Source organism: Marvinbryantia sp., from assembly GCF_047017445.1.
Classification (GTDB): domain Bacteria; phylum Bacillota; class Clostridia; order Lachnospirales; family Lachnospiraceae; genus Marvinbryantia.
Genome location: NZ_JBKXTT010000008.1, coordinates 130,313 through 155,236 on the forward strand (window position 1 = coordinate 130,313; position 24,924 = coordinate 155,236).

Annotated in this window: 15 protein-coding genes and 1 pseudogene; all 16 read left to right on the forward strand. The window is 51.6% G+C overall.

The window, feature by feature from the left end:
• Nucleotide 1 precedes the first annotated feature (1 nt).
• The 16 genes and pseudogenes from ACLU9Q_RS11260 to ACLU9Q_RS11335 all read left to right on the forward strand — a co-directional run bounded on the left by ACLU9Q_RS11260 (nt 2) and on the right by ACLU9Q_RS11335 (nt 24,921).
• Nucleotides 2-2,431: a beta-glucosidase family protein gene (locus ACLU9Q_RS11260; RefSeq protein ID WP_298512804.1), complete on the forward strand. Its 2,430-nt coding sequence runs from the start codon at nt 2-4 to the stop codon at nt 2,429-2,431.
• A gap of 25 nt (nt 2,432-2,456) precedes the next feature.
• Nucleotides 2,457-3,077, forward strand: coding sequence for a hypothetical protein (locus tag ACLU9Q_RS11265; protein WP_296831972.1), 621 nt, complete (start codon nt 2,457-2,459; stop codon nt 3,075-3,077).
• Nucleotides 3,078-3,130: 53 nt separating this feature from the next.
• Nucleotides 3,131-4,717, forward strand: a complete 1,587-nt coding sequence (locus ACLU9Q_RS11270) for a carboxylesterase/lipase family protein (protein WP_302227266.1) — start codon at nt 3,131-3,133, stop codon at nt 4,715-4,717.
• 453 nt (nt 4,718-5,170) lie between these two features.
• Nucleotides 5,171-5,443: a hypothetical protein gene (locus ACLU9Q_RS11275; protein WP_296831976.1), complete on the forward strand. Its 273-nt coding sequence runs from the start codon at nt 5,171-5,173 to the stop codon at nt 5,441-5,443.
• 30 nt (nt 5,444-5,473) lie between these two features.
• The gene (locus ACLU9Q_RS11280; protein WP_296831978.1) at nt 5,474-5,908 is read left to right on the forward strand and encodes a hypothetical protein; all 435 of its coding nucleotides are present in this window, start codon (nt 5,474-5,476) and stop codon (nt 5,906-5,908) included.
• Nucleotides 5,909-6,443: 535 nt separating this feature from the next.
• A pseudogene (locus tag ACLU9Q_RS11285) lies at nt 6,444-8,366 on the forward strand (endo-beta-N-acetylglucosaminidase); the annotation flags it as partial.
• Nucleotides 8,367-9,113 carry a discoidin domain-containing protein gene (locus ACLU9Q_RS11290; protein WP_412625270.1) on the forward strand — a complete coding sequence of 249 codons (747 nt, stop codon included), beginning with the start codon at nt 8,367-8,369 and terminating at the stop codon, nt 9,111-9,113.
• A gap of 52 nt (nt 9,114-9,165) precedes the next feature.
• On the forward strand, nt 9,166-10,473 hold the full coding sequence (locus tag ACLU9Q_RS11295; RefSeq protein ID WP_412625260.1) for a glycoside hydrolase family 125 protein: 1,308 nt from the start codon (nt 9,166-9,168) through the stop codon (nt 10,471-10,473).
• 18 nt (nt 10,474-10,491) lie between these two features.
• Nucleotides 10,492-13,611: an alpha-mannosidase gene (locus ACLU9Q_RS11300; RefSeq protein ID WP_412625261.1), complete on the forward strand. Its 3,120-nt coding sequence runs from the start codon at nt 10,492-10,494 to the stop codon at nt 13,609-13,611.
• A gap of 167 nt (nt 13,612-13,778) precedes the next feature.
• Nucleotides 13,779-15,533 (forward strand): sensor histidine kinase, encoded by a 1,755-nt coding sequence (locus ACLU9Q_RS11305; RefSeq protein WP_412625262.1) that lies wholly within the window; start codon nt 13,779-13,781, stop codon nt 15,531-15,533.
• Complete coding sequence (locus ACLU9Q_RS11310; protein WP_296835316.1) at nt 15,505-17,022, forward strand: response regulator; 1,518 nt, start codon at nt 15,505-15,507, stop codon at nt 17,020-17,022. The genes ACLU9Q_RS11305 and ACLU9Q_RS11310 overlap by 29 nt, the downstream gene beginning before the upstream one ends.
• A 354-nt stretch (nt 17,023-17,376) precedes the next feature.
• Nucleotides 17,377-18,864, forward strand: a complete 1,488-nt coding sequence (locus ACLU9Q_RS11315) for an ABC transporter substrate-binding protein (RefSeq protein WP_296835318.1) — start codon at nt 17,377-17,379, stop codon at nt 18,862-18,864.
• Between the two features lie 49 nt (nt 18,865-18,913).
• Entirely contained in the window at nt 18,914-19,885 is a 972-nt protein-coding gene (locus ACLU9Q_RS11320) for an ABC transporter permease (RefSeq protein WP_296835320.1), read from the forward strand.
• An 18-nt stretch (nt 19,886-19,903) separates the two neighbouring features.
• The gene (locus ACLU9Q_RS11325) at nt 19,904-20,830 is read left to right on the forward strand and encodes a carbohydrate ABC transporter permease (protein ID WP_296835323.1); all 927 of its coding nucleotides are present in this window, start codon (nt 19,904-19,906) and stop codon (nt 20,828-20,830) included.
• Nucleotides 20,831-20,888: 58 nt separating this feature from the next.
• Nucleotides 20,889-22,532: an ABC transporter substrate-binding protein gene (locus ACLU9Q_RS11330; RefSeq protein ID WP_296835325.1), complete on the forward strand. Its 1,644-nt coding sequence runs from the start codon at nt 20,889-20,891 to the stop codon at nt 22,530-22,532.
• 82 nt (nt 22,533-22,614) lie between these two features.
• Nucleotides 22,615-24,921, forward strand: coding sequence for a hypothetical protein (locus tag ACLU9Q_RS11335; protein WP_296835327.1), 2,307 nt, complete (start codon nt 22,615-22,617; stop codon nt 24,919-24,921).
• The last annotated feature ends 3 nt before the right edge of the window (nt 24,922-24,924 follow it).

Sequence of the window (24,924 nt, forward strand, 5' to 3'; positions counted from 1 at the left end):
TATGAAACATAAAGATATCATTGATAAGATGACAATAGAAGAAAAAGCGGCGCTTCTGAGCGGTAAAGGAGAATGGCAGACATGGGATTTTGAACGGCTGGGAATCCCATCCATTTTCTGCTCCGACGGACCGCACGGAATCCGCAAGCAGGCAGGAGCAGGTGATCATCTGGGGCTGAATCCGTCGCTGCCGGCGACCTGTTTTCCTACGGCAGCGACTATGGCAAACAGCTGGGATCCTGTCCTGGGAGAAGAGATCGGCAGGGCGCTTGGAGAGGAAGCGGCGGTGCAGGGTGTGGATATCGTTCTGGGACCGGGACTGAATATCAAAAGAAGTCCTCTGTGCGGAAGAAACTTTGAGTATTTTTCAGAGGATCCCTATCTTGCAGGAAAGATGGCGGCGGGCTATGTGCGCGGGATCCAGAGCAGCGGACGGTATGCCTGCCCGAAACACTTTGCGGTAAACAGCCAGGAGCTTCGCAGGATGGCGATGAACGCGGTAGTGGATGAAAGGACCCTCAGGGAGATCTATCTGACAGGGTTTGAAATTGTTGTAAAAGAGGGCAAAGCAAAGGCGCTTATGACCAGCTACAATCAGGTAAACGGTACATATGCGAATGAAAATACACATTTACTCAAAGAGATACTGAGAGAGGAATGGGGATACAACGGCATCGTGATCACGGACTGGGGCGGCTCCAACGACCATATCAGGGGCGTGGCAGCAGGTTCGGATCTGGAAATGCCTACGCCGGGCATGGATTCTGCGCGGCAGCTTGTGAAAGCAATGCAGGATGGAAAGCTTTCCGAAGAGGCGGCAGACGCCTGCGTGGACCGGATGCTGGAAGCAGTGACGGCGCTGACAAAACACGCTGACGGAGGGTCAAAGCCGGAGGATTTTGACAAAGAAGCCCATCATGCACTGGCAAAGAAAGCGGCGGCGGAGAGCGCGGTGCTTCTGAAAAACGAGGAGAAGATCCTTCCGCTGAAGACGGGAACTCATGTGGCGCTGATCGGAGATTTTGCATTTGATCCAAGATACCAGGGAGCCGGCTCTTCCATGGTGAATACAATAAAACTGGATAAGATGTCAGAACGGATCGGAGAATACGACCTGACGGTTGTCGGGATGGCAAGGGGGTATAAACGGGACGGCACGGCAGATGCAGTGATGGAAAAAGAAGCGGTGGATCTTGCGCGGTCCGCAGACGTAGTGCTGTACTGCTTTGGGCTGGATGAAATGAGTGAATCCGAGGGGATTGACCGTACCCATATGAGGATCCCGCAAAACCAGATCACGCTCCTGGAGTCCATTGCACGGGTAAATGAAAATATCGTTGGTATTTTAAGTGCCGGTGCCGCCGTGGAAATGCCCTGGCATGTCAGTTTAAAAGCACTGCTTCACGGATATCTGTACGGACAGGCAGGGGCAGGCGCTATGCTGGATATCATTACCGGAAAGGTAAATCCGTCCGGCAGGCTGAATGAGACGTATCCCATCAGCTATGAGGACACCCCGGCGTTTAAATATTTCCCGAGTGAGGAAAGAAACTCCGAATATCGGGAAGCGCTGTATGTGGGATATCGTTACTATGACACGGCGGGGATGCCGGTGCTGTATCCTTTCGGGTTCGGGCTGTCCTATACAGAATTTAAATACAGAGATCTGACGATAGACCGGGATGGTGCAGAATTTACCCTGCAGAATGCTGGAAAACAGGATGGCGCAGAAGTAGTGCAGCTATATGTTGCCATGAAGGAGGGCAGAGTATTCCGTCCTGCGAAAGAACTGAAAGGATTTCAGAAGATATATCTAAAAGCAGGAGAAAGCAGAAGGGTACGTATTCCCTTTGATGATAAAACCTTCCGCTATTGGAATGTCCGCACAAACTGCTGGGAAGTTGAGGGCGGCATATATACGATTATGATCGGCGCGAACTGTCAGGATATCCGGCTCAGCGCAGAAACAAAGGTGGCGGGAACAACGGAAACCTATCCTTACTATACGAACCGGATGCCTTCTTATTATTCCGGTTATATCAGCCAGGTAGAAGATAAGGAGTTTGAAGAACTCTTAGGATATCCGATCCCGAGCGGGAAGTGGAGAGGAGATCTGACCGTGAATGATGCTATCTGCCAGATGTATTATGCGAAGAGTCCGATTGCGCGGTTTGCCTATCATAAGCTGACAAACATGAAAAAGAAAAGTGAGGATGCGGGAAAACCGGATCTGAATATTCTCTTCATTTATAACATGCCGTTCCGCGCCATTGCGAAGATGACCGGCGGCATGGTAAGCATGGAGATGGCAGAGGGAATTGTGACTATGGTAAACGGACATTTCTTCCGGGGTTTGGGGCGTACGATTTCAGGCTTCTTCCGGAATAAGAGGCAGAACCGGAAGTATTTAAAGCAGATCACCGGGAAGTAAAGCTATTTTAGGAGGGAAAATTTGTATGGCAGATGTAAATACAGAAACAGGAAATACAGGCTGGGCGAAAGTATGGGGCGGCTTTGAAAAGAATCATCCGAAGCTGGCGAAATGGCTCTATCAGATTTTTTACTTTTTTGTGTTCAGCATGGGTGTAACGATTATACAGTATCTTTTCTTTACGTTCCTTCCGGGAATTCTTGGAGAAGGGCTGGCAGGAACGGAATTCATGTGGCCGCAGGTACATATGAGTTTATTTGGCGTAGAGTTTACCTGGAGCCTTCTGGGTTATAATGTCCTCTATGATGCGGCGGGAGAGGTTGTCATTGGCGGAGGCCTGGGATACTTTATCAGCTATGAAGTTGGTTCTTTTGTAGCGCAGTGCATTAATTTTCCATTGCAGAGGAACATCACGTTCAAGAGTCATGGAAATCCTGTTTATCAGGCGATGTGGTACCTGATCGCATGGATCGTGATCTCCCTGATCTGCAATGGCTTCAATAATCTGTGGATGCCGATTGCAGCGGCATATGTGGCGCCGGCAATTTATAATATCCTTGTGACATTCATCACGGGCGGCGTATCCATGATCATCTTCTTCTTCGTATTTAAGATTATTTTCCCGGAAGGGGAAGCAAAGAAATAAGAGAAGGAAAGAATTAAGCATAAAAACAATCCGCATTGATGAGGAGGCAGAAAATGAAAAGAGAACCGAAGAAGAAACGGAGAAAAAAATATATATTGGTGATCCTGTTGATTCTGGCAGTTATTCTGGTGGCTGCATTTTTGATGATCCGTAACTTTTTTCATCGCCCGCAGATCGCACCTGCAACACCCTCTGACAGTGCGGTGGTGGAAACGGCAAAGGGAAGGATAAGGGGGAGCGAGGAGAACGGAATATATCAGTATCTGGGTGTACCCTATGCGCAGGCGGAGGAGCGGTTTGTACCGGCAGTGGAAGTACAGGAATGGGAAGGCATTCTGGATGCATCGGAGGTAGGACCGATGTCGCCTCAGAGCTCCATGCTCGGCATGTCTGGCGGCGGGCAGGAAGGAACGGATAATAACTGCCAGAACCTGAATATCTGGACGCCGGGAACAAACGATGGAGAAAAACGTGCGGTGATGGTATGGCTCCACGGCGGAGGTTTTTCTACCGGATCTGCCAACGATGCGGATTATAACGGAGCAGATTTAAGCAGGAGCGGCGATGTGGTGGTCGTTTCCATCAATCATCGCCTGGGAGTATCTGGTTTTCTGGATCTCTCTGCATATGGAGAGAAATACGAATATTCTGCAAATGTCGGTCTGACGGATATTGTCAGTGCGCTGCAGTGGATACAGGAGAATATCGAATCTTTTGGAGGAGATCCCGACAACGTGACATTGTTCGGGCAGTCCGGCGGCGGAGCGAAGGTTCTCGCCCTGATGACCACTCCTTATGCAAAGGGATTGTTTCGGAGGGGAATCGTCCAGAGCGGCGCAACGGAGACTATGGGAGTAACCTTTACCAGTCAGGAGGCAAGCACAAGCCTGACGGAACGGATCCTGGAACGGTTGGGGATCACGGCGGATCATATCGAGGATATCCAGAATGTGTCCCTGGAAGATCTGGAAAAGGCGTCTGAGGAGGCACTGCAGGAAACGGCAGAAGAGTATCGGATTCCGGCTCCACTATCGGACGGGTATGCGATGGAATGGGGCCCGGTCGTTGATGGGGATTATATGCCGACCGATCCTGTGACGGAAGATTCTTTTGCGGAGAACGGGAAGGGAATCGATCTGCTGATCGGCAGTAATCTCAACGAATGGACGATGCTGATGGGAGGAGATCAGGGGGAACTGACGGAAGAGGAAACGGCAGCTTTTGCAGCGGCATACCCGAATGAGGATGTGGGAAAAGCGAATAAAGTGGACACCCTGATCCGGCTTCCCATGCTGAAGATCATGTCTCACAAAGCGGATCAGAATGATGGGAATGTGTATGCGTATGTATTTACCTGGGACGAATCCCGGATGGGTGCTTACCATGGGGCGGAAATTCCGTTTGTGTTCGCCCATGAGCAGAATGGAGAAACAGCACAGAAACTGATGGAGCAGGTAAGTCAGGCATGGATCAGTTTCGCAAAAAGCGGCGTGCCTTCTGCGGAGGGACTGCCTGTATGGGAAGCCTACGATAACGATAAGGGTGCGACGATGATCCTGGATGCAGAGTCCAGTCTTGCGTATGGACATGACCGGGAGCTGATGAAGCTGCTGGAACCGGATATGTCAGCACAGTTTTAGAAAAGATATTTGCACAAATAACTGCGATTTTCATTTTGAATCCCTCCTGATATGTTGGATAATTGTTTATTTATTTTAGCTGCCCCTCGGAGCGGCCGTTCTCCGTGAGCTTTGTCTATAGTATACGCAGGCAAATTTCAACTGTAAAGTAAGCACAATATTGTGCCGTAGTTACCCAGAGAGAACTATGTTACTGTGGGGCTGTTTTTAAAAATGGAATATAGTAACCGGTGGAGATCCTCCAAAATCTGTTAAGGTTCGGAACGTATACTGAAATAAGCCTGCCGCAATCCCACCGATTTTAGGCAGTGTGTTAAGGTAGCCAAAAGCAGAGGTTTGTGCTATACTTGCGTTATGGGAACATGGAAATTTTAGGAATGGAAATATCAGCATGGATTTTGATGACGGGAAAATATGCAAGAGCTGCTTTAGGAGGTGTGGGTGTAGAAAGAGATGGCATCGGAGAGAACGAAAGAATTATATAAGGTTTTATTGAGCAAAGGCTATCCGAAGGAATTTTGTGCGGAGATTGCGTACAAATATATGAATACGGATTATGCCGCTACCCGGATGTTGGGCTATCTGTACCGGGTGTCAGACCCGAAGCTGGAGGATCTGGCGGATGAAATGGTGGCGATATTAAGCGACAGAGACCGGATCATCCAGAAGAAAGAGGCGGAGCACGCACAGGCAGCGATCAGCGAAATGTACAGGAATGGACTATAGAGAAATACAGAAAGAGAGGAGGTCTGCGATATGAAATATAATTTCTGGGGCTGGGAGCAGGCGGATGCTCCGGCGATCACAGAGCAATATAAAGGAATACATACGCCGATTGATTTGTATGACGCGCTTTCAAAAATCTGGTGTGAGGATACCTGTGCGCCGCGGATGCGGAAGAACTGGACGCCGGAAAACAAAACGCTGGGGCAGTGCTCTATCACGGCATTTCTGGCGCAGGATATTTTCGGAGGAAAGGTGTATGGCGTCCCGCGTCCGGATGGCAATTATCACTGCTACAATGTGATCGGGGACTGCCGGTTTGATCTCACGAGCGAACAATTCGGGGATGAGGTGTTGTCGTATGAGGATAATCCGGAACAATTTCGCGAGATTCATTTTGCAAAAGAAGAGAAGCGGCTGAGATATGAATATCTGAAGAGAAAACTGGGTGAGATAAATTGTGGGTAACGTGACGGCGATCACGCTGGAGGGCAAAAAGGCAAAGAAAAAAAGCAGGTCATCATCAGAGGGAAGGTACTAGAATTTGTACACCGATTCTAGTACCTTTCCACTTTTTTTCTCCGGCGATTTTTATTTATACTAGAGGTACATAGAATACATAAAAATCCAGAGAAAGGGAGAAGAGATGAAAAGAAAAGAGTTGTTAAGAAGGGCTTCGGCAGCAGGTCTGGCAGCGATCGTGGCAGTGGGTACAAGTGCGTGCCAGCAGACGAAGAAGGAAACCGGGGCGCCGACGGAAGCAGTGACGGAGGCGGCGGCAACCGATGCAGCGCAGACGGAAACCGAAGCCAGGGAAACGGAAACCGCGGCGGAAACGGAGACGGCAGCCGAAGCGGTGGCAGCGGCGGAAGAGACGGCAAACGAAGCAGAGGCGGCGGAAGAGACAGCATCCGAAGCGGCAGAAGAAGCGAAAACTGACGCGGACGGCGCTGCAGCGAGCCGCTACCAGGTAACGGAAGAAAACCAGAACAAGGAGCTGGTGATGAACGACCAGCCGGAATCCTCCTACTGGTTCCCGGAGCAGCTTCTTGAGTGGAATGCAGAAGAGGACGAGGATCTGGAGTATAATGTCAGCACGGTTCCGCTGGCAAAGCGTGTGGATAAGGAAAATCTGACTCCGGTAAACAGCACGCAGAACACGGACACGAAGGTGATGGCGATCTCCATCATGAACTCCAGCACGAGCGGAAATGCGCCCCACGGTCTCAATTCGGCTAACTGCAACATCTTTACTTACTGGCAGTATGTGGATGAACTGGTATACTGGGGTGGCTCTTCGGGCGAAGGTCTGATCGTTCCGCCAAGCCCGGATGTGACAGATTTAGGACACAAGAACGGTGTTCCGGTAATTGGTACTGTATTCTTCCCGCAGGGCGTTGCAGGCGGCAGGATGGAGTGACTGAACACTTTCCTTGCGCAGGCTGAGGATGGAAGCTTCCCGATGGCGGACAAGCTGATCGAGGTGGCGCAGACCTATGGCTTTGACGGCTGGTTCATCAACCAGGAGACGGAGGGCACCGAGGAGGAGCCGCTGACGAAGGAGCATGCGGATGCGATGCAGCTCTTTATAAAATACTTTAAGGAAAAAGCGCCGGAGCTTCGTCTGGTTTACTACGATTCCATGACGGTCGACGGCGAGATGGACTGGCAGAATGCGCTGACCGACGCAAACGCAGCATACCTTGTGGACGGGGAGGGCAATGCGGTTGCAGACGAAATGTTCTTAAACTTCTGGTGGACAGATGAGGAACTGGCGGATGAAAAGCTGCTGGAGGCATCTGCAGAAAAGGCAGCAGAGCTTGCTATCGATCCGTATGATCTTTATGCGGGCATTGACGTGCAGGCAAACGGCTACAACACACCGATCCGCTGGGATCTGTTTGCAGACGGGGACGGAGCTTCTCATACCTCCCTCGGCATTTACTGTCCGAGCTGGGCGTACTTCTCCGCCTCCACGCTGGATGATTTCCACAAGAACGAAAATACCTTCTGGGTAAACAGCAAGCGCGATCCGTCTGTGGATGTGGAATATACCTCTGCGGATCAGTGGCACGGTGTTGCGACATACGTAGTTGAAAAATCGGCGATCACGGAGCTTCCGTTTATCACGAACTTCAACACAGGCAGCGGCTACAGCTTCTACAAAGAGGGCGAGCAGATTTCCACGCTTGACTGGAACAACCGCAGCATCGGCGATATTCTGCCGACCTACCGCTGGATGATCGACCAGGAAGAAAATAATCTGACTGCAGCATTCGACGTTGGAAATGCATGGTACGGCGGCACTTCTCTGAAGCTGTACGGCAAGACGGCGGCGGGCGCGTCCTCTGTGATCCACATGTACAGCGCAGATCTGCCGGTTGAGGAAGCAACGGTATTTACAACGACCGTAAAGGCAGATGCTGAGACGGATCTGAATGCGATCCTCACCTTTGACGACGGGACCACAGAGATCGTAAACGCCGATGCAAAGGCAGGCGAGGGCTGGACGACCATCGGCTTTGATATCTCCGAATATGCAGGAAAGAAAATCCGTGAGATCTCTTATGAGATTATCCCGGCGACGGAAAACAGCTTTTACCAGATCAATTTTGGAAACATTACGATCACAAACGAGACGGAGAAGGAAAACGCAGAGATCAGCAATCTTACGGTGGACGGTACGGAGTTTGACGAGGACGGTATGTACGCGGGCGTCCGCCTTTCCTGGGAGAGCACGCTGGAGGATTCCTGTTATGAGGTATATCGTGTGAACGATGACAAGACAATTTCTCTGCTCGGCGTATCGAACACGACCTGCTTCTATGTAAATACCCTTCCGCGCACGGGAGAAACAAACAAATCAGACTTTATGGTAATTCCGGTAAACGAGCTGCTCGCGGAGGGCGAGGGTGTGACCGTATCTATGGACTGGCCGGACAACAGTCTGCCGAAAGCAGCGCTGACCGCATCACAGACGCTTGTCGGACCGGGCAGCAAGGTAACCTTTACCAGTGCGTGCTCCCAGAACACGGAGAACGTTTCCTGGTTGATGCCGGGCGCAAGCGAAGAGACGGCAGAGGGCGAGAGTGTAAGCGTTACTTATGAGAACGAGGGCGTTTATGACGTAACGGTAACGGCAAAGAATTCCTCCGGCGAGGCGGAGCAGACCTATAACGGACTGATCGTTGTTTCCTCTGCGGTGGAAAAGGACGGCGCGCTGACACTGCTGTCCCAAGGCAGGGAAGTGGAAGCGACGGCTTATGTAAACGATAACGAGGCGCCGCCTTTCGCAGTGGACGGCGACGTGACAAAGAAATGGTGCGCAACCGGCACACCGCCTCATGAGATCACGATTGATCTCGGTGAGGAAGCGGCAGTCAGCCAGGTGAAGATTTCCCACGCGGAGGCAGGCGGCGAGGGCGCTGACATGAACACGAAGGCATACACCATTCTGGTAAGCAGCGACGGACTTTCCTTCACACCGGTGGCATCCGTCACAAAGAACACCAGCGGCGAAACGCTTGATACCTTCGCGCCGGTAAATGCAAGATATGTGAAGCTGTCGGTAGTGAAGCCGACGCAGGGGTCCGACACGGCGGCGCGTATTTACGAAATCGAAGTGTACGGCACAGAAACAGCGCTTGACGCGGAGGCGGAGACCGTGTCATGATAACAAGGGGCTGATCCCCGCATAAATGTGAAAAAGGACGGAGGGCCTGAACATGGCAGCAGAATTAAAGAACAGACAGATTCCGGAGTCGATCTGTCGCATACTGGATACCGTAAAGGAAGTATTTGCGCAGGAGCCGCAGGTATATGAGACATTTAAAAACTGCTACACAAATACCTTAAATACTGCCGTTCATCATATGGAGGACAATACGGTTTACATTGTCACGGGCGACATCCCGGCTATGTGGCTGCGAGACTCGGCGGCCTCCCTCCGTCCCTATCTGATTCCGGCAAAAGAGGACAAAAAGATCGCCGATATCCTGGTGGGCGCGGCGCAGCGCCAGGCAGAGTATATCTGCATTGATTCTTATGCGAACGCCTTCAACGCGGAGGCGAACGGAAACTGCTGGGAGAAGGACGAAACGGAAATGAACGACTGGCTGTGGGAGCGGAAGTACGAGATCGACTCGCTCTGCTATCCGATCCAGTTTGCGTATCTTATCTGGAAAAACACCGGCAGAACCGATCAGTTCACCCGCGCCTTTGCGGAAGCGGCGTGGAAGATTCTCACGGTGTTCCGGGTAGAGCAGTATCACGAGGAAAAATCGACCTACCGGTTTACAAGAAAAAATACCTACTACACGGACACTCTTTCCAGAGACGGCAGGGGGCCGCTGGTAAAACAGGGCATTGGAATGACCTGGTCGGGCTTCCGTCCGAGCGATGACGCCTGCACCTACGGCTATCTGATCCCGTCCAATATGTTTGCGGTCGTGGCGCTCGGCTATCTGGAGGAGATTGCCCGCGAGGTGCTGAAGCTCCCGGAGATGGCGCGGGAGGCGGCAGTGCTGAAGGAAGAAATTTACGAGGGCATTGAAAAATACGGCATCACCCGCAGGGAGGGCTTCGGCGAGGTGTATGCATACGAGGCGGACGGCTTTGGCGAATTTAATCTGATGGATGACGCCAACGTGCCAAGCCTTTTATCCATGGATTATATCGGATATAAAGGACGCAGCCGCGAGGTGGCGGAGAATACGAGAAAACTGATTTTAAGTGAGACAAATCCTTTCTACTACAAAGGAGAGAAGGCAGCGGGGATCGGAAGTCCCCACACGCCGGCCGGATATATCTGGCATATTGCATTATGTATGCAGGGGCTTACCGCACAGACGGCGGAGGAAAAACGGCGGATGATCATGCTGGCAGTCTCCACAGACGGCGGCAAAAAACTGATGCACGAGGGCTTCTGCGCGGACGATGACACACAGTATACAAGGGAATGGTTTGCCTGGGCAAATGCAATGTTCAGCGAACTTGTGATGGATTATTGCGGATATAAAGTGAAGTTTATATGATAAAACGAGGAGGCAGCTATGTTTTTAACGGACAGAAAACTGGAGAGACGGATTACGGAACTGCAGGAGTATCGCTACCGCGACATTATCCGTCTGGAAGAATTTGCAGTAAAGGAAGACACCGAGGGCGTGGTAAACCCGGCGCTTCCGACATCCTTTGAGGGGTGGGATACCCTGCGCACAGGCGATACCTGGAAGGGACGCGACCGTTTCCTGTGGATGCATAAGGAAATCCCGGTTCCGGCAGAGTGGAAGGGCAGAAAGATTGTCGGAATTTTTGATTTTGGAAACACCGGCGCGGGAAACAACTCCGGTTTTGAGTCCATGCTGTACTTAAACGGCAGCATGTATCAGGGCGTGGATGTAAATCATAAAGAAGCATTTTTTGAGGATATAAACTGCGGAAGGGTGATGGATGTCACTTTCCGTCTCTGGTCCGGGCTGGAGGGCGGCGGCGTGCCGACCGAGCAGGAGCACCGCATTGCGCGCGCAGATCTGGCGTGGCTGGACGAGCAGGTGGACGACTTCTATTACATGGCGCAGATGGTATGGGAGACGCTTGGACAGTTAAATGAGTTTGACCCGATCCAGCACGACCTGCGCAGAGCGCTCGACGAGGCGTGCCACTGCATCGACTGGTCTTATCCGGGGAGCGATGCATTCTACGAGAGCGTTCACGAGGCGGATGTTCTCTTAAATGAAGCAATCGATGGCATGAACAAAAACAGCTCCGTGAACGTGAGCTGCGTGGGACACACGCACATCGACATGGCGTGGCTGTGGCGTCTGAAGCACACCAGAGAAAAAGGCTCACGCTCCTTCTCAACGGTACTTCGCCTGATGAAGCAGTACCCGGAATACATTTTCCTGCAGACACAGCCGCAGATCTATGAATATATGAAGGAAGATTTTCCGGAGATTTACGCGCAGATCAAGGAGCGCGTGGCGGAAGGACGCTGGGAAGCGGACGGCGCAATGTGGGTGGAGGCGGACTGCAACCTCACCAGCGGCGAGTCGCTCACCAGACAGATTCTGCTCGGAAGTAAATTTATCAAGGATGAATTTGGTAAAGAGGTGGAATACCTCTGGCTTCCGGATGTGTTCGGCTATTCCTGGGCGCTGCCGCAGATTCTGAAAAAAGCGGGCATCAACACCTTTATGACGACAAAGATCAGCTGGAATCAGTATAACCGTATGCCGCACGACACCTTTATGTGGAAGGGCATCGACGGCAGCGAGGTGCTGACGCACTTTATCACGACGCCGGACCCGTGGAGCGAGCCGGGTTCCTGGTTCTACACCTACAACGGCAAGCTGACGCCGAAGACGGTAAAGGGCACCTGGGAGGCATACAGCGAGAAGCAGATGAATAAGGATCTGCTGATCTCCTTCGGCTACGGCGACGGAGGCGGCGGCGTAAACCGTGATATGCTGGAGAATCGCAGAAGGATCGACAAAATTCCGGGATTGCCGAATCTGAAGATTACAACGGCGGCGGAATACTTCCGCAAGCTGCATGAGACGGTGGAGGAGACGGACCAGTATGTGCACACCTGGGACGGAGAGCTGTATCTGGAATACCACAGAGGCACCTACACCAGCCAGGGCTACAATAAACGTATGAACCGCAAAATGGAGCTTCTTTACCGGAGAGCGGAGTGGCTGACTGCGATGGACGCTGTGAATAAGGGCAGTATCGCAGAGGCAAAACAGGAGGAGCTGACGAAGGGCTGGAAGCACATCCTCACAGACCAGTTCCACGACATTATTCCGGGCTCCTCCATCCACGAGGTATATGAGGACTCCAGGAAGGATTACGAATACATTGAAAGCGTTGCGCAGGGTGTATGCCAGGGAGCGCTGGCGGATCTGCTTGAAGAAAAGCCGGATTCCTACACGGTATTTAACGCTTCCGCATGGACGAGAGGCGAGATCGTAATGGTTCCGAATGACCGGGCGGGTGTTTACTGTGATGCAGACGGCAATGAATTGACCGCGCAGCAGGCGGGAGACGTCACCTACGTGGAGGTGAAGGACGTTCCGGCGATGGGTACGGCAGCGATTTTCTTTAAGGAGCAGGCTCCGGCGGAGACAAAGGCAGCCTTCACCATCAACGGAAGAGATATTGAGACACCGTACTACAGCATTTCCCTGAACGGCTATGGACAGATCACACGGCTGTTTGACAAGACCTTCGGGCGCGAGGTGCTTCCGAAGGGCGAGCGTGCGAACGTGCTGCAGATGTTCGAGGATAAGCCGCTCGACAACGACGCCTGGGATATCGACATTTTTTATCAGCAGAAGATGCGCGAGATCACCGATCTGACAAAGTTTGAGGTAACGGAGTGCGGCGCGCTGCAGATGAAGATTCATATGGAGTGGAATTACATGAGCTCCCTCATCGCACAGGATATGGTGCTCTACAGCGACAACAGAAGAATCGACTTTAAGACGTTCGTGGATTACCATGAGCAGCATCAGCTCATGAAAGCAGCATTCCCGGTAGACATCCGCTCTACTTACGGAACATATGATGTGCAGTATGGCAATGTGAGACGTCCGAACCACTGGAATACAAGCTGGGATCAGGCGCGGTTTGAGAGCGTGGCGCACCGCTGGGCGGATCTGTCCGAGAGAAATTACGGCGTCAGTCTCCTAAACGATTGCAAGTACGGTCATGACATCAAAGACAATGTGATACGTATCAGTCTGCTGAAGGCAGGCACGCACCCGGATCACCTGCAGGATCAGGGACAGCACGTATTCACCTACGCGCTCCTTCCGCACAGCGGAGATTTCGTGGAAGGAAACGTGGTGCAGGAGGCGTATGCGCTGAACGATCCGATGCAGACGGCGGAGGGTGTTTGCACCTTTGGAGCGGAAAGCTTTGTAACCTTCGACAACGATCAGGTGGAGCTGGACGCGGTGAAGAAATCGGAGGACGGAAAATATCTCGTTATCCGCTTCCACGAGTTTGCAGGCTCCGCGCAGAAGGTGACGGTGCGTCCGGGCTTTGCCTTCCGGGAATGGACAGAGTGCGATCTGCGCGAGCGTCCGCTCGGCGAATGGTCGCGGGATAAGGAGATCGCGCTTGACCTTCACGCTTATGAAATAAAGACGATTCTGATCTCACTGTAAAAGGAAACGTTTGCGCATTTATTGCGCGGACCGTGACAGAGCCGGGCACGATCCTGGCTCTTTTTCTTGTGAAAATAGTTTGTTTTTGCTGTAGCTATTTGATGATTTTAGTGGATTTGCACAAAGAAACCTGCTATAATGGTTGTGTATTTTGCCGGAGGACAGGTATGGAGAAGACAGAGAAGAAAAGTCCAAAACAACTATATAACAAGCTTCTTTTTATTTATACGGCAGTCATTGCGTGCGTGGTGCTGGCGCTGATGATTTATTTTACCACCAGCATGAGACGGCGCTACCTGGAAAATAATCTGGAATTTCTGCAGATGGCGCACGAGGAGGCGGTCGCGTATGTGGAAAACTGCTCCAATGCTGCCGATTACCTGCACGAGGAGCTTTACAATTCTAATATGGAGCTGAAGGATGTGCTGCATTATCTCTCGGACAGCACGGAGGAATATCAGAAATACCGGCTGGATTCCTTTTCACAGTATTACCTGCTGGATTATCACGGGATAGAGGATTTCTCAGCGAGCGCGTTCGAGATGTATCCGTCGCTTATCCGGCTGGCGTTCGTCAGCTATGAAAAGGGCGATCTGACGGCGTATACCGGCGGGCAGGGCGTTTACCACACAGATGATGGCAAAGAGACGCTTGAAAATATCAGGAGCGGAGATCTGGCGCAGGAGGGGGAATTTTCGTTTTTGAAAGAGGTTCGCGACCCGAATACCATGCAGAGCATGGGCGCTATGATCGTGACGTTCGGGGCGGATCGCTTTCGGACGATCCGAAGCAGCTATGAGCTGTCAGAACTGGTGGTCTATAACGAGAACGGTACGATGATCTACGATTCCGCCGGGGAGCTTCCGGCAGAAGAGCTGGAGACGGCGCGCGGGGCGCATCAGCTTGAGACGAAGCTCAAAGCATATGTGCAGACGTCAAACCCGGATAAATTAAATGTCATCAGCTATCTGAAAAAGATAGAGGCTGCGCGGATGCCGTTTGGAAGATGGGTGATGATCTTTGCGGTCGGCGTCGCGGCATTTTTTGTCAGCGAATGTCTGGTAAACTGGTATTTAAGGCGTGTTTCCACACGTCTCGACCGCATCCTGGACGGCATGACGAAGGTTATGGGAGGAGATCTGACGGCGCGCCTTGATGCGCCAAATAACGGGGACGAGCTGGACGTGATCGCGCTTCACTTTAACGAGATGTGCGAAAAGCTCGATCTGCATATCCAGAAGAGCTACCTTGCCGAGATCGAGCAGAAAAATGCGGAGATGGCGGCGCTGCAGAGCCAGATCAATCCGCATTTCCTTTACAATACCCTGGAAGCGATCCGCATGAAGGCGATCTGCAACGGCGACCAGGAGGTCGGGAAAATGCTCTACAGCATGGCAGTGACGTTCCGCAGCCAGCTCAAGGAGGCGGATGTGATCACGCTCGCGCAGGAGCTGCATTACAGCAAAAAATACATGGAGCTTTTTGAGTACCGCTATCCGAAGCAGTTTCAGTCCGGTGTGGATTGCCCGCTGGAATATATGCAGGTGCCGATCATCAAGTTCGTTTTGCAGCCGATCATCGAGAATTATTTTATTCACGGCATCCGGATGCGCGACAATGACAATTTCATTAGGATTATGGTAGAAAAGCGGGGCGGGGATTTTGCGATCATCGTCGAGGATAACGGCCGGGGAATGACGGAAGAGGAGATCGCGGAGAAAAACAGGCAGCTTCGGGAAAATAAAATGGATAAGACAAAGTCCATAGGGATCGCGAACGTAAACCGGCGGATCAAGGCGGTATACGGGAGCCGCTACGGGCTTGAGCTGGAAAATGTAAAAACAGGCGGACTGCGGGTAATTTTAACGTATCGGCCGCAGGAGGGAGAGAGTGATGAGGAAAGTAATGATCGTGGAAGATGAGGAATGGATCCTGCAGGGAATCAAAAGCATTATACGCTGGGAGGAGCTTGGGCTTTCCCTGGTCCACATGGCGTATAACGGCGTGGAGGCGCTGGAGCTGTGGGAGAAGGAGCCGGTGGACATTATCATCACGGACATTGAGATGCCGGAGATGAACGGTCTGGAGCTTTTAAAGGAAATCCGCAGCAGGGAAGAGCGCGTCCGCTTCATCATTCTGACGGGCTTCGATGAATTTGAGTACGCAAGAGAAGCGATCCGCCTGGAGGTGGAGGATTATATTTTAAAGCCGATCAATGAGGAGGAGCTGGAGAATAAGCTGAAGGAGGCGGTTCTGCGGCTCGAAGAGCTGGAAAAGAAAAAGATCCGGTATATTGATGAAAAAACGGAGTGGCTGCAGTTTCTCTCAGGGAAAACAGCCGCCCAGGACAGCGCGTATCACTGCGAGCGTCTAAAGCTTTCTTCGGACGGAAGCCCCGTATGGGCGGCGGTGATGAAATGGAGCACAGGAAGCGTGAAGGAGAACCGGATTACGGATATGATCCTTGCGCTCAATAAGGAGCAGCAGGATCTTCGTATCGTGCATCTGCCGCCGGACAGCCTGCTGATGCTGCTTACGGGCAGGGAGGACGCACAGGAGGTGAAGGAGTATTTTCAGATGCTTCAGAATCAGATTGAGAGTCAGTTTGACATCCTCACCTTTGTAGGCATCGGACCGGTGTTTTATGATTATAAAGACCTTCCGGAGAGCTACCAGCAGGCGCGGAAACTCCAGAAATATCTGGTGGTGGAGGGCTACGGAAGCTGCCTGAATGAGGCGGATATCCAGACGCGCAAGAGCGAGGATATTGCGATCGACGCCGCGCAGCTCGGTAAGCTGATCCTGAAAAAGGAGAACGCGGGCGCGCTCGATTATATCGAGGACCTCTTTATCAATAATGTAAAGAAGGGCGTTTCCATTGATTCCATTTATCAGATGGCGCTCCGCATCGGTATGCTTCTGCAGGAGATCAAGAAGGAATATAAACTGGAGGATTTAAGTACGCTGCATGACCTGCCGGAGCTTCTGGAAAACGTGTACCGGGCGGACGATATCTTTGAGATCAAGGCGCTGTTTATCTCTGAGGTAAATGAGATCATCCGCTACATGCATGAAGAAAATTCCCAGTATACGCCGGTAGTGCGGCAGATCCTGGAGGAAGTGCAGAAAAATTATCGCGACGATATGAACCTTAAAACGCTGGCGTACAAGTATCACATGAACGCTTCCTATCTGGGACAGATCTTTCAGAAGGAGGTGGGCTGCTCCTTTACCCAATATCTGAGCAGCAAGAAAATAGAAATTGCAAAAGACTTAATACTGAACACGAACATGAAGATCAACGACATTGCGAAAGAAGTTGGATATCCCGATACCAGTTACTTTTACCGGAAGTTTAAGCAGCATTACGGAGTGGCGCCAGCGTCTTTGCGGGAAATGAAAAAGTATTAAGAGAAGGGCTGTCCTGAAAAGGGGGCAGCTTTTTTGCGCCGCCTGCCTGGACCCTGTTTTGCTCATACAGCCATGACGTCCACCACGAATAAAGCCCACGGATTGCTCCATGCTGACGCATTCCCGCAATCCTACCCGCATTCGCAAATCGGTCCCTCGCTTTTGGCTCGGTACCTGTTTTGCTCATACGGGTTAGCGTCGCGCATGTAGGAACGCATATGTGAGCAAGCTCACACAGCGTTCTTACATGGCGACTGGGCTTTATTACTAGAATTTGTCCAAGGAATCTAAAAGTTTTCAAGTTTTATAAAAAATTTAGAAATGGTATAGTTATTTTACACAAAGGGGAAAGCGATGAGAAAAGAATTTGCAGAAAAATGTAGAATACTTGCGGTTGCCGGAATAATTGCTTCCGGTATTTTGACCGGGTGCGGGAAAGCGCAGGAGAGCGAGACCGGAAGGGAGACGGTAGAGCTTGTCTGGTATCAGCTTGGGGAAACGCAGAAGGATGCCGACCTGGTACTCAGAAAGGTAAATGAGTACACCGTCGACAAGCTTGGTGTGAGCCTGCAGATCATAAGTATTCCCGGCGGCGATTACACGCAGAAGATGCAGACGGTGATCAATACGGGAAGTACCTGGGATCTCTGCTTCACCTGCTCGTGGGCGAACGATTATCTGCAGAATGCAAATAAAGGAGTTTTTCTCGCGCTTGACGAACTGCTCGAAGATACGGAGATGTATCAGAATATCGACGAGAGATTCTGGAAGGCGGCGCAGGTGCAGGGAAGCATCTACGGTGTGCCGAGCGAGAAGGAGCTTGGCAACATGCCGATGTGGGTGTTCACAAAAGAATATGTGGACAAATACGACATTCCGTATGAGGAGCTGCATGAGCTGGAGGATCTGGAGCCGTGGCTGGAAGTGATTAAGGAGAACGAGCCGGATGTGGTTCCGCTTTACATCACAAAGGATTACACAGCGCCGACGTACATGGATAAGATTCTCGATCCGGTCGGCATTGAGTACGGGGACGACACGCTGACGGTGAAAAACGTCTTCGAGACAGAGCGGATGAAGGAAACCCTGCGGACCATGCGAAAATATTATCAGGCGGGCTATATCAATCAGGATGCAGCGATAGCATCGGACGATAAAGCAGTAAAACGCTTTGTGACGAAAGGAGATGGACAACCATACGCAGAAATGATCTGGGGAAAGGACCTTGGCTATGAGGTGGTAACGTCCCCGATCATGGACACCAGTATTACAAACTCATCGGCGCGGGGAGCGCTGACCGCGGTGAACGCGCAGAGCAGTCATCCGGAGGAGGCAGTAGCGCTTTTGAATCTGATCAATACGGATGAGTATCTGAGAAACCTTTTAAATTATGGCATCGAGGGCGTTCACTGGGAACGGGTTGCGGTATCGGAGGCGGAAGCTGAGAAAGCCAAGGGCAAGCCGTACATATACGATACCAGAGTGAAGCTGATCGAAGGAGCTTCCAGAAACTACTCCGTCGCATACTGGGTGCAGGGCGGTCTGTTCAACACCTATGTGCTGGAAAATGAACCGCTGGACAAATGGGCGGTATTCAAGGAATTCAACGATGCCTCTGAGGAGGCGCCGTCCTTTGGATTCGACTTCGATGTGGAGCCGGTCAGCACACAGGCAGCAGGCTTCCGGACGGTGCTGGATGAATTTGGAAAGGCGCTCTACACGGGAAGTGTGGATCCTGACGAATATCTTCCAAAGCTGCAGGAAAAGCTGGAGACCACCGGGATCCAGAAGGTGATCGACGAGATGCAGCGCCAGGTCGATGAGTGGAAAGAAACAAGATGAGATGGGCTTTTGCCCCAACATCATAACAGGAAAGGGAGGTTCAAAAAGAATGGGAACCAGGAAAACAACAGCTCCCGCGAAAAAGAGGGACAGAAAGAGATGGACGAAGGATGATACAGAGCTGACGCTGTTATCACTGCCGACCGTGCTCTGGTATTTGATTTTTTCGTATCTGCCGATGTTCGGTGTTGTCATTGCTTTTAAGGAGTACAAGCTGGCGCCGGGCGGACACGGATTTCTGTACAACCTGTTTGCAAGTGACTGGGTGGGAATTAAAAACTTCAAGTTTTTCTTTACGTCAAACGCTTTCACCATGTTGCTGAGAAACACCATCCTCTACAACATCGCGTTCATTATCATCAGCGCGACGGTTGCTGTAGGCGGAGCGTTGATTCTGAGCAATATGAGGAACAAGACGGGCTCGAAGATTTACCAGACCATGATGTTCCTGCCGTACTTCATGTCATGGGTAGTGATCAGCTACTTCGTGTACGCGCTGCTCACTCCGGAGAGAGGTTACATAAACGGCATCATCACCGCTCTCGGCGGCGAGAAGATCATGTGGTACCAGGAAAGCAAATACTGGCCGTTCATCCTGATCATCTTAAATACCTGGAAGGGTATGGGATACGGCATGGTAATGTATCTGGCAAGTATTACAAGTATCGACCAGTCTCTGTATGAGGCGGCGGTTATGGACGGAGCGACCAAGTGGCAGCAGATGAAGCACATCACGCTTCCGGGAATCAAGCCGGTATTCGTTATGATGCTGATCCTCGACTGCGGTAAGATCTTCAACTCCGATTTCGGTCTGTTCTATCAGGTAACAGGAGGGATCCCTGCATCCCTGTACACCACAGTATCGACGTTTGATACCTTTATTTACAACTCTATCCAGTCGACAGCACCGATCGGGCAGACAGCGGCAGCGTCCTTCTTCCAGGCGATCTGCAGCTGCGGTACCATCCTGTTTGCAAACTGGGTAGTAAGTAAGATCGATAACGAGAACAGAATTATTTAAGGAAAGGAAGTGTGCAAAGTGGCGAAAAAGAATAAAGTAGTGGAGCAGCAGTCTTCCTTTAACCAGATCAAGCCGTCAACAAATGTGTTATTCAACATAATCTTTTTGATACTGGGATTAATGTGTATCTTCCCGCTGCTGTTTGTATTTTCTATCTCGATCACAAGCGAGGAAGCGCTCCGCGTAGGCGGATATCAGATCATCCCGCAGGAGCTTTCCAACTCGGCATACATGTTCCTCTGGAACGAGCGCGGCACGATCCTGAGAGCGTTCTTCATGTCCGTGCTGGTAACTGTGATAGGTACGATTATCACAATTTGTTTAACAACCTCTATGGGATATGTTGCATCGAGAAGAAACTACAAGCTGAAAAAGCTGTACACCTGGATGATCTTCATCCCGATGGTTTTCAACGGCGGTATGCTGGCATCTTATGTAGTTGTAAATAACATTCTGAATTTGAGAAACACCATCTGGGCGCTGATCCTGCCTCTGGCATGTTCCTCGTTCAGTGTAACGATCTGCCGGACATTCTTCCGGACGACGGTGCCGGATGCGCTGATCGAGGCGGCGAAGATCGACGGAGCCGGACAGTTCCGCATCTGGTCAAGCATCGTGCTTCCGATCTCCAAGCCGGTTATGGCGACGATCGGCATGTTTGCAGCGTTCGGTTACTGGAACGACTGGTTCCAGGCATCCCTGTACATTCAGGACAAGAACCTGCAGACCTTACAGTCCTTGCTGAATAACATTCAGAAAAACATCGAATACATCGCGAACAATCCATACGGCGGTTTGTCACTGCAGCAGTACAAGATGAATATGCCGACAGAGTCCGTGCGAATGGCGATCGCGATCATCATTATCGTTCCGATTGCATGTACCTATCCGTTCTTCCAGAAATACTTTATCTCTGGTCTGACGATCGGTTCTGTAAAAGAATGATGAAAAGTGTAGTGCAGGTGGAAACTATTAATAACAAAAAAAGGAGGAAAACAAGATTATGAAAGCAAAGAAAATTGCAGCACTTGGTATGGCTGCTGTTATGACGGCAGGCGCACTGGCTGGCTGCGGCTCCAAAAAGGAAGAGCCGGCAAAGACAACGGAAGCAGCAGAGGCAGCGACGGAAGCGGAAAAGACAGACGACGCACAAACGGATGACGCTGCTGCGGCTGAAGAAACGGAAAAGCAGGAGGAAGCGGCGGCGACTTCTGCGGATGAGATCGTAAATCTGAAGTGGATCACCATCGGCAACGGTATGCCGACAAACTATGATACCTGGATCGCAAAAGTAAATGATTACATCGGAGAGAAGATCGGCGTAAATCTGGAGATGGAGGTTATTCCGTGGGGCGACTGGGACAACCGCAGAAACATTATCATCAGTACAAACGAGCCGTATGATATCATCTTCGGAAACGGCAATAACTATACGGCGGACATCAAGCTCGGCGCATATGCGGATATCACCGATATGCTCGACGCAAACATGGCGGAGTTCAATGAGCTGATGCCGGAGAAATACTGGGAAGCAGTACGTGTGGACGGCAGGATCTACGGCGTGCCTTCCTATAAGGACAGCTCCATTTCCAACTATGCGATCTGGGATAAAGAGTTGGTTGAGAAGTATGATATCGACTACAAGAATCTGACAAATCTGGAGGATCTTACGCCGGTATTTGAAAAGCTCAAAGCGGAGGAGAATGATTACCCGGTATACATCAAGAACGACGGTGTTTATTCCATCTTCGACCCGTATGATCAGCTTGGCGCAGGCACACAGATCCTTGGCGTAAGATATGACGACCAGAGCGGTAAGGTCTGCTACACACTGGAGGAGCCGGATGTTTACTCCGCACTGGAGACCTTTTATGACTGGTATCAGAAGGGCATCATCAACCCGGATGCTTCTACTCTGACAGAGGGACGTGTTTACAATATGTGGCGTATCGCACAGGGCTGGGAGTCTGCAGCTACCACCTCCTGGGGTCCGCAGATGGGCAAAGAGGTTGTTGTGGCAAAGGTTGGCGACACCATCCTCTCCAACGAAACGGTTCGCGGTTCTCTGAACATGGTTTCCACGAACTCCAAATATCCGGAGAAATGCTTACAGCTTCTGAATCTTGTAAACGTAGACACGAAACTGAGAGATATGTTCTTCTACGGGGAGGAAGGCGTAAACTTCGAATACATTGATGTAGACGGCAAGACAATGGTACACAAGATCAATGAGGACTGGGCAATGGCCGGCTATACGCAGGGTACCTTCTTCACAGTTACTCCGATCGAGACCGATACAAACGATCAGTGGGGCGAGGTTAAGGCGCTGAACGAGCAGGCAGTTTCCTCTGTAATGCTTGGATTCACCTTTGATACCACCGAGATCGCTGACCAGCTTGCAAACTGCCGTGAAATCTGGCTGCGCTATAAGAGCGAGGTAATGACCGGCGTGCAGGATCCGGCAGTGGTTGTTCCGAAGATCAAGGAAGAACTGATGGCGGCAGGCTTCCAGGATATACTGGATGCGGCGCAGGCACAGGTCGATGCATTCCTGGCGGAAAAAGGAACAGCGGCAGAAGAAACAACCGAGGGAACCACGGATGCGGCGGCAGAAGAGGTAACTGAGGCGGCAACAGAAGCAGAATAAAATAGAAAGAGAAAAAGAGCTGGCGCATGGCATAGATTACTGTGCGTCAGCTTTTTCCGACCGCAGGCAGGAGGCAGAAGTGATGCGACTGACGAGCAGGACGGACAACCGTCCATATATGAATGTGATTTTCGGGAATTTTTACAGCCCGGCGTTTGACGATGAACAATTTATAGACGAGACGATGGCGCTGATTAAGAAGCTTGGCTACAACAGCGTGATGTTTGACACTAAGGCGTGGGAGGATTTTAAGGAGCGCTGCGAGGGCGGCGACGCCAGTCAATATGTGAAAATGCAGGAGTATATGGGACGCTCGGCGCACCGGCATGGACTGGCATACAATTTTCTCTTATTGTATCTGAACGGCGATAATCTCTATCCGCATATCCGGTTTAGCCCGCCGATCTTTGGAGAGGAGATTTCGTATCTGGACGGCACGCCGGGGCGCTGGTACAAATACTGGTCACCGAAGGCGCAGGGGTCCATGAAGGAGCATGTGGAGCGGATCATGGATCGCTATGGGGACGGCTGCGAGCGGTGTATGCTGGGGGATGATGGGTGCGAAAGTCGGAGTGAGGCAATCGGGGATGATGGGTGCGAAAGCCGGAGCGAAAAAATCGGGGATGATGGGTATGAAAGTTCGAATAGAGCGTGCGAGGTGGTTCCGGTGTGCAGCATGTGGGATCCGGTGGTCGCGGTAAGCTTTGACGATGAGGGACGTGCGCGCTATCTTTCCTTCCTGCGCGGGCTGTACCACGGCGATATCGGCGAGCTGAACCGCCGCTATGAAATTTGCGCGGAAAATTTTGCGGATTTATCCCCACAGGAATACTGGTATGGTGTAAGATATTCAGAGACTCCTTTTTATACCGAGGAGGATGTGAAGAACCGCACGGCGCGGTTTTACGTCTGGCGGGACAACGCGCTCTGGAAAATTCAGGAGATAACGCTCTACTTTGAAAAGATCGGTCCGATGCTGAAAGAGAAGCACCCGGAGCTGTTTCTCTGCCCGGATATGACGCAGTGGGGATATTTTCTTAATATCTACGGAAGATCGCAGCAGGATATCGACAACGAGTTCAGCGATCTCTGGGACACGGCGGTTCGCGGAATTGATATTTATGCGCTGGCGCCCTATGTGGATTCCTGTCATTTTATCACGGTTCCGGTGACGCCGGACGGATTGCCGGATGCCTACGTGGTTTCCTGCCAGCACAGCATGATGCGCGTAATGAATGAGGGAAAGCCGCTTATTGGCGGCATTTACTGGGGAAGGTATATCTACAATGATATTTATGCGCATCTTTCTCCGGCGGAGATTATCGGAAGCATGACTGCCTGCGGCATGGACGGCTACAACTGCTACGGCATGAACGGGCTGGACGACGGCGGCGTGATGAACCGCATGGACGACTGCTTCCTGGAATCGCTGCGCAGGGCGAATGACTGGTGCGCAGAGGTGATCCCGCTGCGCGGCGGCGTGCGCAAAAAGGAAATCGCGATTCTGTTTCCGTCGGAGATGGCGCATCTGGAGCCGTTCGAGGTGGGAAATAATAAGATACGCAGGCTTGATCTGCTCGGCTGGTACCGGATCTGCTGCGACCTCGGCTATCAGGCGGACGTCATCAGCAATCATGAGATCGGGCGCGGTCTGCTAAAGGAATACAAGGTGCTGATCGTTCCGGCAAACGACTGCTATTTTGCAGCGGAGCACGAAGCGATGGAGGAAACAATCAGAGCGTGGGTGCGCGCGGGCGGCGCGCTGCTGCACGGACCGGGCGATCAGCTTGCCCAAAACTGCTTTGGCATCCGTGGAATAGAATGTGAGAAAAAGCCCTATCGTTATGGGAAAACGATCATCCCGCAGGGCGAGACATTCTGCCGCTATGAGGGCGGGCAGGAGCGTGCGCCTTACGTGGACGGCGGCGGATGCTGCGTGGCGGTGTATGAGGGGACGGTTTACTCCTTCGGCGTACAGATCGGCGCGTCGTATGCCTCGAAAAATATCCCGCATGTGCCGTATGCGCAGGGCAACAGGGAGATGTATCCGCTTGCGCTCTCGCGCACGACGCTGATAAAGGATATTCTCGCGCGTCATGTTACCCCGGCGAGCGGTATCTGCGAGCGCGGCATTGAGACGGGGGTTTTTGAAAACGGCATGGTGATCGTCAACCACCGCCCGACGCCTTACAGGCTGCCGAAAAGGTACCGAACGGAGATCTATACCAATGGGGAGCGCCGGAGGATGGATCGTGCCGGAAGCAGAGAATGTTGCGGGCATATCGGCGGCAATATGGAATGCGGCGTGCAGGAGAGCACAGGTGTGAATGCGGAATGCGGCGTGCTGGGCGCGCACGAAGCCGTGTGGGTGAGCGGCGAACAAATATAAGAA